The sequence below is a fragment of the Ruminococcus sp. genome, assembly GCF_017650195.1.
In the GTDB taxonomy this organism is placed as follows: domain Bacteria; phylum Bacillota; class Clostridia; order Oscillospirales; family Ruminococcaceae; genus Ruminococcus.
Genome location: NZ_JAGCFH010000320.1, coordinates 20,982 through 31,956, shown reverse-complemented (window position 1 = coordinate 31,956; position 10,975 = coordinate 20,982). Strand labels below are relative to the sequence as shown.

Genomic DNA, 10,975 nt, shown 5'->3' with positions numbered 1-10,975 from the left:
TCAAAAAAGAAACGACCGATATGAACTATCATTCAGATCCATTTCGATCAGTAAACTTTAAAATAGATCTTGATCAGCGCGAAAAAAACATTTTTTCTTCGTGCTTGTTCGTTATACCCTGTTTATGGGGGTGAGAAGTTTTCAACGATTAACATAAAAAACAGTTGCCCCTTCAAATTTTTCTTGAAGAGGCAACTGTGTTGTTTTGGGAGGGCTGTTTTTTTACAGCCCCTTCTTTTATTATCGTGACCGGTGACAGTTTATTCTCCGGATATCCTTGCTTTTACGTAGCTTTCGAGCATATCTACAGTCCTGTTTATACCGAGACGTGAGCTGTTGATACTGAGGTCGTAAAGTCTAGAATCACCCCAGTGTCCATCACAGTGATAGTTGTGGTAGCGTTTTCTCTTACGGTCCTTTTTGTCGATAAGGGTTTTAGCCTTGTCCTCTGTGAGCTCATAGACGTTCATGACGCGCTTTATCTTTTCACTCATGTCGCCCAGTATGAAAAGCGAAACAAGGCATTTGAAGTCGCGGAGCTTAGTTTCCGAGCAGCGTCCCACAACGACGAATGACTCGCCGCTTGCAGCCTTTTCTCTCAGAAAATTGAACTGCATCTCAGCGATATTGTCTTCAATCGAGTTGCTGAAGCCGTTGACTCTGCGCGAGAGGAGGTGGTTTTTGGGCTTTTCGTTGTACTTTTCGATTTCCTCTGGAGTAAGACCAGTCTTTGCGGCAATCTCCGTAATGAGGTGACGGTCGTATAGCGGTATGTTGAAGCGCTTAGCGAGCTCTTCAGCGATAAATCTTCCGCCGCTTCCGAATTCACGGCCTACTGAAATGATAAACTGTGACATGAGTATTCCTCCTTTTTATAATATCCTGTTGTTTATTTTATCAAAGATACCTTACGAAAAGATATACCGTTGATATACCGAGAACTATAACTGTTGCGGGAGCAAGACGCTTGCAGTACCTGCCCCAGCCGATAGGATAGCCGTTTTTCTGGGCTACAGAGGTGCCCACAACGTTTGCTGAGGCTCCGATAGGAGTAGCGCTGCCGCCGATATCTGTACCCATAGCCAGCGCCCATGCAAGAGTGGAGATAGGAACTCCAGATGTCTCCGCAAGGCTCTGTATGATAGGCACCATTGTTGCGGCGAAGGGTATATTGTCCACAAAAGCGCTGGCAATAGCTGATACCCAGAGTATGATAGCTATCATGAGCATTACGTTTCCACCGCTGATGTCGCCGATGAAGTTAGCAATGAGCTTGAGTATTCCTGTTTCCTCAAGTCCGCTTACGACTACGAAAAGGCCTATGAAGAAGAGGAGGGTCTTGTAGTCAACTTTTTTTATGAGCTCCTTGGCATGTTTGCCGAAGGCTACAAGAGTCACCGCTGCTATGAAAAGGCCGATACTCGCAACGGTAAGGTGAGTGGTTGCGTGAGTTACAAGTAGAAGGACAGCAAGTCCGAAAATAATGCTGCTTATGATGAAGTCTTTTTTATTTGTGATAGCCTCTGAGGGCTTGGGGAACTTGCTCATATCCACGGGCTCACTCTTTCCGTCGGTGATATCCTTGCGGAATGCGAAATACAGGAAGATGACTGACACGATCAGGGATATTCCCGCACAGAGACCTGTATTTGTGAGGAAGTCAAAGAAGGAGAAGCCAAGGGACGTACCGATGATTATATTCGGAGGATCTCCGCACATAGTAGCTGAACCGCCTAGGTTCGCGCAGAATATCTCAGAGAGTATCATAGGTACGGGATTGAATTTGAGAAGAGTCGCAAGCTCTATGGTAACGGCTGCAAGGAACATGATGACTGTGATGCTGTCGATGAACATCGAAAGTACAGCCGACATTATCATGAAAGTTATGAATATGGGAACTGTCTTACATTTGACAAGGTAAGCAATCTTCATGCAGAGCCAACGGAAAAAGCCTGCCTTAGCCATTCCCTCCACCATGACCATCATGCCTGCGATGAAAATTATCGTCGACCAGTTGATACCCTTGCTTTCGCTTTCCGTAACTTGATACCAAAACTCCTTGGTGGCAAAGCCCTTGAGGGCGAGGGTATCTGATATGGCGGTACCGCTTCGCATACAAATACCGAATACGACAACGAGAGTGAGAAGTCCGCTGCCGAGTGTGACGTAGTGCCGTTCTATCTTGTCGAGAACTATCATTATGAACATTCCAACGAAGATGACAACGGCAAAGATCTGTGCTGCTGACATATTAACCTCCGGAAAAATGGCGGCGTCTGCCGCCGGGATAAACCTCCTGATGTCTCAGGAGGAATGAGCACATAAATGTGCTTTCCCTGCACACTTAAGCGTGCAGGGAAACGCATTCTGCGTTCAATCAATCAACTGGAATTATAGCATAATTGCAAAACTAATTCAAGGCAATTTTTGTTTTTTTTGGTATAAAGATGATTTTTGGGGAAACTGTCCTCATTTGTCAAATAAGATGTGAATTTTTGGTAAGTGTGTCGATAGGTATTGCAATGCGACGCAATATGTGGTATAATAATATAAGCGGCAGCGGCGCAAAAGAGCTTGTTTTGAGTTCTTTTGAACTTGTATCTGCAGTCGCTGTTAGGAGACGGAAAATGCTGAAATATATATTGCTCGTGGGCGGTTTCGTACTGCTCATAAAGGGAGCTGACTTCTTTGTTGACGGAAGCTCGGCTGTTGCTAAAAGAATTAGGGTACCTTCGCTTATCATAGGAATGACCATAGTTGCAATGGGGACAAGCCTTCCCGAGACCTCGGTGAGTGTAAGCGCATCGGTTCTCGGAAAGAACGACCTTGCAATAAGCAATGCCGTGGGCTCGAATATCTTCAACCTCATGGTGGTCTGCGGAGTCTGCGCTGTGCTGTGTCCCATGGTGATAGGGAAGGAGACGCTGAAAAAGGATCTGCCATTTTCGGTGGCAGTTGCAGGAGCGCTCCTTGTACTTGGCGCAGTAACGGGAACTGTCCAGCGCTGGGGCGGTATCGTACTGCTGGTGCTTTTTTCATTCTTCCTGTATATGATGATAAGCTCTGCCAAAAAAGCACGTGATGCCGGAAACAGTACCGATGAGGACGAGTATAAGATAATGCCGGTATGGAAATGTCTGTTGTGCATAGCAGGAGGCGGAGCGGCAATAGCGGTGGGCGGAAGAATGGTAGTAGTCGGCGCTTCGGATATCGCACGTTCCTTCGGAATGTCAGACAATCTTATAGGCATGACTATAGTAGCACTCGGAACAAGTCTTCCCGAGCTTGTAACATCGATAGTTGCGGCAAGGAAGGGCGAGGTGGATATGGCTCTCGGAAACGTTGTGGGCTCGAATATATTCAATATACTTTTTGTTCTTGGCATAGCGGCGACGATATCGCCAATAGCCTTTACAATGCAGAATACCGTGGATACTGTGGCACTGATAGTTATGAGCCTTTTCGTGTTGTTGCTTTGCGCTCCGAAGAAGAAGCTCTTTCGCTGGCACGGTGCCCTGATGCTGACGGTATACGCAGGATATACGGCTTATATATTTATGAGATAAAGGAGAGAGAGGTATGCAGTGTACGAAATGCGGTTCGGAAATAGGCAGCGGTGAGCGCTTATGCCCGGTATGCAAGACTCCGGCTCCGGGGCAGTACGTTAATTCACAGTTTCACGGAGTAGTGCCACCGAAGGACGAGAACGGCGAAGAGCTCCCACGTGAGGACAGACCAGCAGCAGACGGACTTATCATACTTTCGTTGCTCATCCCCCTTGTAGGTTTTCTGATAGGCGCAATCTGCCTCGGGAACAAGGAGAAAAGAGCCGGAAGGGCGTATATACTGCTATCCTTTATAAATTTGATCCTGTGTATAATAACAGTTGTCTTTGTTTTTGTCCTGCCTTTTCTCGTTTTAGGCAAAGCCGTGACATAACGGTAAATTATTCTGTGCCGGCTGCGAAAGTTACGCTTGCCGGCATTTTTGCGCAGTTCTTGATATAATAAAATGTATTATTGATAGTAAAAATTACGCGTTGTACACTTCGACGGTAAACATTGTGTAAAAACAAAGGTAAATTATACTAAACTACAATTATTGTGATAGTTTTGTGAAATATGCATTTTACACAATGACTTTTCTAAATTTTTGTGATATAATAACATTAATTTTGAATAACGTTCCATTATTGATCTGAATACGAAGATGGGTAAAGATTCTTGAAATATTTGTATGGCTTTTTAAGTTCCGGTATACAAGCATTGATAGGTCCTTGCCCCTTTTTTGTCTTTATACATCAGTATGGCTGCTGCTTCCGCGTTTCGCCTCACGGAGGTACGGCTCATACCTCAGGCATATTAATCGTAGCAAATTAGAATAAGACTGGGATCTGGATATGATATTTCCGTATAAACGGATACCTTTAAATTTTTAGGGAGGAATCAATTAATAATGAAAAAAACGAGAAATAATACTGTAAAGAGGATCATTGCAAGCGCTCTTTCAGCGGTCTCTGTAGCTGCCTACTCGATACCGGCAGGAACAGGATTTATCGCTGCTAAAACAGTGCTTACAGCAAGCGCTGAATGCAATACGATGGAGTGCATATTCTGCTCCGGACCTGTAAGGAACAATACCGCCGGCATCATCAACATCTATTATGAGGGCAGGGAGACCCCCTTTGAATTATCACCTGGCGAAGAAAGCTATTTGAACGGTGAGATAATAAAGATAGCTTCAGACGACGAACTCGTATTTCCGTCTGAGTGGAACGGTATTTCCGACGTGACAAGCAAGGTATTCAGAAATAACAGATATGTATATACCTTCGAGACAGGCGAATACAACACAAAGGAATATCATTTCAGCGATGTGGCTGCATTCAGAAGCACAAAGGCTGCTTTCGACAACGGCGACGGCACACATTCTTCAGGCGTTGCTCACAGCATGGTGGGAGCTTCCGACTGTACTATAAGTGTAAAATCCAGTGGAGCTAACAAGTTTGTTTATAATGAGGCAAACGGATTCTGGATAAATGACAATCGCCAGAAGGACAGTACCGAGGCTGTTACTTCATGGAGCGTAAGCGTACCCTCAGGAAAAGACCTGTATCTCCAGTTTCTTTTATCCTCTGAGGAGCGCGTTGACAAGCTCAATATCAAGCTTGACGGAACAGATGTATATGTCGGAAAGGCAATGGGCTCCGGCGGCTTCGTAAGGATACCATCCGGCAATCATACTCTTACAGCAAGCTACACCAAGGATGAGAGCGATGCAGAAGGTTACGATTCTGCTTACCTCAGATTCACGGATCACTGCACAGACTGCGGTTTCTCAGACGCAAAGAATATTGTGCTTCTTGAAAGTGGCATAACTGACTATACATTTGTTGGCGCAGAGAAGAACGAGGATACTTTCTACGGAGAGGAGCAGGAGGGATACTGGACAGGCAGGAGCTTTACAGTATACTCCAATACACTTCTTTCGATAATCGACAAGGCAACACAGAGGGAGAGACCCGAGGGTGTAACAGTCAAGAGAGAGTACCTCTACGATGACTTCACATTCAACGGCGTTCCTTACAAGTATAAAATGGAAGTAGATATAGACCCTGAGATCAGCGGTATCTATGAGATACAGACTGACGAGGCTCAGCTCCAGATCATACCCAAGAAAGACTTCTACTACGACGGCGTTATCGAGCAGAGCGATTTTGAATTAAAGCTTGCTGACTGCTACAATGAGGAGGAGCAGGAATTCTTTGCGGATATGTGTGGAAGAAATCCCAAGATATATTATTATGTTGATAATTCACTTTCCTCCACACGTACAGTCGAATTCAGGTTTCAGATATACAGATTCAGCGGTGCAAGGAAGCAGCACTTCTTTGATATTGGTCTTTCTGACGAGCTATATGGCATCACTGAAGTAAATATCAAGGAGCGCGAGGTAGCGGTAACTCCTGAGGTACATAACATCGCTTACGGAGAGGCTGCTTATCCTATCACATACAGCCTTGAAGCTCAGAACGGCGAAAGAGGAGTGCTCGACAAGGACACTGACATATATTCCACAGGTTTTGAGGTGGATCATATCGTTTATGTGAACGAAAACGGAACAAAGTTTGAGGGCAACAATCCCGAGCCCGGCGTTTACAAGCCTCGCTGGGAGGGCAGCTCATACATGGGAACATATCACTTCTCACTGGCTGAGAACGCTCCTTCTATCACTGTTTATAAGAAGTCAGAGGTCTCTGCTGCAAGCGCAACGATAAAGGCAGTATCAGTTACCTTTGGCGGCAGCCTTGGTCTCAACTATTATGTGGAGCTCAGCGACACTCTCAAGAAGGATACAGCTGCTTATGCAGAGTATAATATAGACGGCGTTACAAAGAGACAGTTCATTTCCGACACTTCTGTTTCCGACGGACAGAACAAGTTTACCTGCCCGATTTATGCTACACAGGTAGATGACAATATCAATTTCCGCATAGTAAGCGGTACTGGCGAGCTGTATGCTCTCCTTTCGAGCAAGGGCGCAGACCTTACTTCAAGCGGTTTCAATTACTCAGTAGGTCAGTACTTTGAAGCTACAAAGAGCAGCTCAAACGAAAAAATGGCAGCTCTTTCTGCTGCTTCCATTGATTACGGCGCAGCTGTAAAGAACTATTTTGACAAGAATGCAAACAAGACCGTAAGCAGCGATGTTACAGCAGTAAGTACAGATGTTTTCGAAGCTTATAGGGCTTCTCAGACAGGCACAAAGCCAGCTGGCGTAGACGGCATCAGCCTTTCAGTAGTATTCGCAGATGATAATTCGCTGAGACTGTACTACAATTACGCCGAGGGAGCAGACCCGTATAAGTATAGATACTACATTGGCGATACAGAAGCGGATCTCAGGAAGAGCGGAACAGAGTATTACCTTGAGGTCAAGAATATCTCGTCAAATATGCTCGATAAGGAGCACACATTCTCCGTTACAGACGGTACAGATACCTATACTGTAACAGCCAGCGTTCTTTCCTACGCAAGAGCTTTTGCAAATATGGACGATACAAACAAGCAGACACTTGCTAAGGCTATATATCTTTACAATCAAAAAGCAATAGCATATGCTGCTAAGTAATTATTGAAAGAAGGTGTAACAAATGGAAAAGTATATCCAGCCTGTTCTTGACGTTGTAGCATTTGATGCAGAAGACGTTATCACAACCAGCCCTCCGGTGGGCGAGCAGGTTGATCCGTTCTGAACGGATCTGACACACTAATGTTATGTATAAAGAGGCACCATTCCGGACGGAGCGGTGCTTCTTTATAATAAGCGAGTACTCGCCTGCCCATGCTGAACGGGCAGACGTCAATAAATGAGGCAGAAAAATGAAAAAGATAATTATGACCGCTCTTGCTGCAACGCTGTTGATGACAGGTTGCGATACCGTAAGGGGCAATACCATAGACAGCGAAAAGGAAGCTCCTTCTGGAATCTTGACCGAGACGCAGAATGTTGAGGTCTCCGGGACTGTTTCCTCGGTTGCTGTGACGTCTTCCGCGGTAAAGGAAATGGCTGTGGAAAAAGAGACGGTTGAGACAAATACAGATACTACTGCTTCTACGGACGCCGTGACTGCTGAAAGCGAGGACGCGGCGGAGCCCGAGGGAGCAAGGATAGACCCGTTTGAATAACGCTTATATATCTATGGAGCAGGGAATATGTTTAAAGGGAAATATAAATTTGCTGACAGGATCGTCGAGGTAGACTCAATTTATGAAGAGGTACACAACTACTGCCGTGACTATTACTCCGATGAAGTTCCCGATTTTTCAATCAGTACATCTCAGGAGGACATAGACTTTGAATATCAGCGTGAGCTGAGATGTGCGGCTGCCGAGGGACGTGAGCCAATAGCTGCCACAGATGAATACCGGGAGGAGCTTGCAGTATACCGCAAGATAGCTGAGAGAATGCCGGACTATGACACGGTACTATTCCACGGTTCAGCTATAGCTGTGGACGGACAGTGCTTTCTGTTCACGGCAAAGTCGGGAACTGGAAAGTCTACTCATACAAGGTTGTGGCGCGAGTATTTCGGCGATAAGGCAGTAATGGTGAACGACGACAAGCCGTTGGTAAGGATAACGAATGGGGGAGCTGTGGCCTATGGCACACCGTATAACGGAAAGCACAGGCTCGGTTGCAACATATCAGTGCCGCTTAAGGCTGTCTGTATACTTGCCCGCGGCAGTGAGAACAAGATAACAAGGGTAACAAAGTCCGAAGCATATTCCATGCTTATCCAGCAGGTATACCGTCCCCAAAGCCCAGTGCAGCTGGCAAAGACGCTCAGGCTCATTGACGAACTTGCTGCAGGAACGGATCTGTATAGACTGGAATGCAATATGGATATCAAAGCGGCAGAGGTCGCATATAATGGTATGAAAGGGTGAAAAACATGAAACTCAACAAAGGATTCATAACACATGACGATGGCAGCGAAAAGCTCCTTGTATCCACAGGCGCTTCAAAATTTTCGGGACTTGTAAGAAGCAATGAAACAGCAGGCTTCATTATTGGCTGTCTAGAAAAGGATACAACAGAGGCTGAGATAGTCGCAAAAATGCTGAAGAAATATGACGGTCCGAAAGAGGCTATGGAGCGCGATGTGAAGAACATCATCGCCCAGCTCAGGAAGATCGGAGCTATAGACGACTGATGGGCAGGGCACAGCTTGAACAGCTTGAAAAGCACGGAAGCTACCTTAGTGTACCTAGCGGTATAAGTATGCGTCCTATGATACGTGGAGGACGTGACGCCGTACTTGTAAAAAAGCTGACGAGAAAACCAAAGAGGTACGATCTCGTGATGTATGTTCGCCCGGATATGCAGGGCGTGATACACCGTGTAGTTCGCTATGAAAACGGCAAATATACGATAATCGGCGATAACTGTTGGCAGCTTGAACGGGTGAGTCCGGAGCAGATAAAGGGCATAGTCACCGAATTCTGCCACAAAGGGAAATGGCACGGGACTGACGAGACCCCTTACAGGCTCTATGTTCATGTATGGGTGGATTTCCTCTTCATCAAGCGTCCGCTCTTTTATGTCCGCGATAAGCTCAAGAGGCTGATAAAGCGATGAAAAGGAACGCGTTAAAATGGCTCTGTGACGTGACCGGAAGGAAAAAATGGGGCATAGCAGGGCTTATTGCTTTGAATGCCATCCATGGCGCCAGTGGCGTTCTTTATGCGCTCTTCCTGCGCAATATCGTTGACTGCGCAGCCGGCGGAGACCGGAGCGGCTTTCTGTCAAATGTGTTGCTGATACTTCTTCTCGTAGCCTCACAGGTGGCGATAAGAGCAGTGATACGCTGGCTTGAGGAGTATCTTTGCTCCTCCCTGGAAAACCTCTTAAAGAAGCGGCTGCTGGATAATATTCTGAAAAAGGATTTCGGTGCCGTCAGCGCGGTACACTCGGGAGAGTGGCTGAACCGTTTCACTAATGACGCGGTGGTCGTGGCGCAGAGCGGTGTTGAGATACTTCCCGGACTTGCCGGTATGACAGTAAAGCTCATAAGCGCCATTGCTATGATGATATTCCTTGATTACCGTGTAACTCTCGTGCTGCTCCCTGTCGGTGCAGTACTCATAATTGCCACATACGGCTTCCGAAGAGTGCTGAAAAGGCTCCATAAGAACATACAGGAGAAGGACGGAAAGCTCCGTGTATTCCTTCAGGAACGCCTCGGCAGCATGATGATGATACGCTCCTTTGCGGCTGAGGAACAGACACAAAATGAAGCTGACGAGAAAATGGCGGATCACAAAAAGGCACGAATGAAGCGGATACGCTTCTCGAATATATGTAATATAGGATTTCAGGCAGGTATGCAGGGGATGTATGCGGGCGGCGTAATATACTGCGGCTACGGGATACTTACGGGAGCTATAAGTTATGGCACCCTGACTGCCATAACTCAGCTGATAGCTCAGATACAGGCTCCATTTGCCAATATCACAGGCTATCTTCCGAGGTTTTACGCCATGACGGCAAGTGCAGAGCGTCTTATGGAGATAGAGGAGTTTGAAAACGATTCCGAGGTTGTTTCAATGGATATAAGTGAAACGCTGGAATACTACCGTAGCAGTTTCTGCTCTCTGGGACTTGACGGCGTGGAATTTGCCTATTATCCCTCGGGAGACAGCGTTCGTCGCATGAGCAAGGATGAAATGCCGGTAGTTCTCAAAAATATCAGCGTTGAGATAAAAAAGGGAGAGTATATAGCCTTTACGGGCCACAGCGGCTGCGGAAAATCCACGGTGCTCAAGCTGCTGATGTGTATATACAAGCTGGACGGTGGAAGAAGATATATCACCGATATATCAGAAAATACAGAGGAGCTGTCCGCAAAATTCCATCGACTCTTCGCTTATGTACCGCAGGGCAATCAGCTTATGAGCGGAACTATCCGGGATGTGGTAAGCTTTGCCGACCGTTCAGGAATGAACGATGGAGAGCGTATAAACGAGGCGCTGAAAATAGCATGCGCTAAGGAGTTCGTAGGTGAGCTCGATGAGGGGGTTGATACACTTCTCGGCGAACGTGGAACAGGCCTCTCTGAGGGACAGATGCAGCGTATAGCTATTGCCCGGGCTATATATTCCAAGTGTCCGGTGTTGCTTCTTGATGAAGCCACCAGTGCTCTTGACGAAGCTACCGAGAGAAGGGTGCTTGAGAATCTTAAAAGTATGACCGACAAGACGGTTGTAATAGTCACTCACCGCCCTGCCGCACTGGAGATATGCGACAGGATACTGCGGTTTACCGAAAACGGAGTGGAGGAGCAGTAAAAGCCTGTCCGTCAGGCACAAACGGGCAACATTTTATGTTCCTTCACGCCGTGAAATGGAATATACTACAAAAATGGGCAATCGTATGCAGAAATCGCAAATTTTACCTTGACATTGTATAGCTC

At 46.3% G+C, this 10,975-nt stretch carries 10 protein-coding genes; 8 read left to right on the top strand and 2 right to left on the bottom strand.

Annotated elements, in window-relative coordinates:
• Positions 1 to 260: 260 nt before the first annotated feature.
• A complete protein-coding gene (locus J6U00_RS14295; RefSeq protein ID WP_296582960.1) occupies positions 261 to 857 on the bottom strand; it encodes a cytidylate kinase-like family protein in 597 nt (198 codons plus the stop codon).
• A gap of 40 nt (positions 858 to 897) precedes the next feature.
• The gene (locus J6U00_RS14290; RefSeq protein ID WP_296582958.1) at positions 898 to 2,250 is read right to left on the bottom strand and encodes an SLC13 family permease; all 1,353 of its coding nucleotides are present in this window, start codon (positions 2,248 to 2,250) and stop codon (positions 898 to 900) included.
• A gap of 377 nt (positions 2,251 to 2,627) precedes the next feature.
• On the opposite strand from J6U00_RS14290, the gene J6U00_RS14285 reads away from it, so the two are divergent.
• The 8 genes from J6U00_RS14285 (at position 2,628) to J6U00_RS14250 (ending at position 10,850) form a co-directional block, all read left to right on the top strand.
• Positions 2,628 to 3,566: a calcium/sodium antiporter gene (locus tag J6U00_RS14285; RefSeq protein WP_296582956.1), complete on the top strand. Its 939-nt coding sequence runs from the start codon at positions 2,628 to 2,630 to the stop codon at positions 3,564 to 3,566.
• Positions 3,567 to 3,579: 13 nt separating this feature from the next.
• Positions 3,580 to 3,939: a hypothetical protein gene (locus tag J6U00_RS14280; RefSeq protein ID WP_296582953.1), complete on the top strand. Its 360-nt coding sequence runs from the start codon at positions 3,580 to 3,582 to the stop codon at positions 3,937 to 3,939.
• A 516-nt stretch (positions 3,940 to 4,455) separates the two neighbouring features.
• Positions 4,456 to 7,131, top strand: coding sequence for a hypothetical protein (locus J6U00_RS14275; protein ID WP_296582951.1), 2,676 nt, complete (start codon positions 4,456 to 4,458; stop codon positions 7,129 to 7,131).
• Positions 7,132 to 7,382: 251 nt separating this feature from the next.
• Positions 7,383 to 7,688 (top strand): hypothetical protein, encoded by a 306-nt coding sequence (locus J6U00_RS14270; protein WP_296582949.1) that lies wholly within the window; start codon positions 7,383 to 7,385, stop codon positions 7,686 to 7,688.
• A gap of 27 nt (positions 7,689 to 7,715) precedes the next feature.
• Entirely contained in the window at positions 7,716 to 8,450 is a 735-nt protein-coding gene (locus J6U00_RS14265) for a hypothetical protein (RefSeq protein WP_296582947.1), read from the top strand.
• Positions 8,451 to 8,455: 5 nt separating this feature from the next.
• Entirely contained in the window at positions 8,456 to 8,716 is a 261-nt protein-coding gene (locus tag J6U00_RS14260; protein WP_296582945.1) for a PqqD family protein, read from the top strand.
• Positions 8,716 to 9,141 (top strand): S24/S26 family peptidase, encoded by a 426-nt coding sequence (locus tag J6U00_RS14255; RefSeq protein ID WP_296582943.1) that lies wholly within the window; start codon positions 8,716 to 8,718, stop codon positions 9,139 to 9,141. The genes J6U00_RS14260 and J6U00_RS14255 overlap by 1 nt, the downstream gene beginning before the upstream one ends.
• On the top strand, positions 9,138 to 10,850 hold the full coding sequence (locus J6U00_RS14250; protein WP_296582940.1) for an ABC transporter ATP-binding protein: 1,713 nt from the start codon (positions 9,138 to 9,140) through the stop codon (positions 10,848 to 10,850). The genes J6U00_RS14255 and J6U00_RS14250 overlap by 4 nt, the downstream gene beginning before the upstream one ends.
• Positions 10,851 to 10,975: the final 125 nt, after the last annotated feature.

What these genes read in the sequence shown, in the direction of transcription:
- J6U00_RS14295 (WP_296582960.1), bottom strand. Translation starts at nt 857, where the DNA reads ATGTCACAGTTTATCATTTCAGTAGGCCGTGAATTCGGAAGCGGCGGA.
- J6U00_RS14290 (WP_296582958.1), bottom strand. Translation starts at nt 2,250, where the DNA reads ATGTCAGCAGCACAGATCTTTGCCGTTGTCATCTTCGTTGGAATGTTC.
- J6U00_RS14285 (WP_296582956.1), top strand. Translation starts at nt 2,628, where the DNA reads ATGCTGAAATATATATTGCTCGTGGGCGGTTTCGTACTGCTCATAAAG.
- J6U00_RS14280 (WP_296582953.1), top strand. Translation starts at nt 3,580, where the DNA reads ATGCAGTGTACGAAATGCGGTTCGGAAATAGGCAGCGGTGAGCGCTTA.
- J6U00_RS14275 (WP_296582951.1), top strand. Translation starts at nt 4,456, where the DNA reads ATGAAAAAAACGAGAAATAATACTGTAAAGAGGATCATTGCAAGCGCT.
- J6U00_RS14270 (WP_296582949.1), top strand. Translation starts at nt 7,383, where the DNA reads ATGAAAAAGATAATTATGACCGCTCTTGCTGCAACGCTGTTGATGACA.
- J6U00_RS14265 (WP_296582947.1), top strand. Translation starts at nt 7,716, where the DNA reads ATGTTTAAAGGGAAATATAAATTTGCTGACAGGATCGTCGAGGTAGAC.
- J6U00_RS14260 (WP_296582945.1), top strand. Translation starts at nt 8,456, where the DNA reads ATGAAACTCAACAAAGGATTCATAACACATGACGATGGCAGCGAAAAG.
- J6U00_RS14255 (WP_296582943.1), top strand. Translation starts at nt 8,716, where the DNA reads ATGGGCAGGGCACAGCTTGAACAGCTTGAAAAGCACGGAAGCTACCTT.
- J6U00_RS14250 (WP_296582940.1), top strand. Translation starts at nt 9,138, where the DNA reads ATGAAAAGGAACGCGTTAAAATGGCTCTGTGACGTGACCGGAAGGAAA.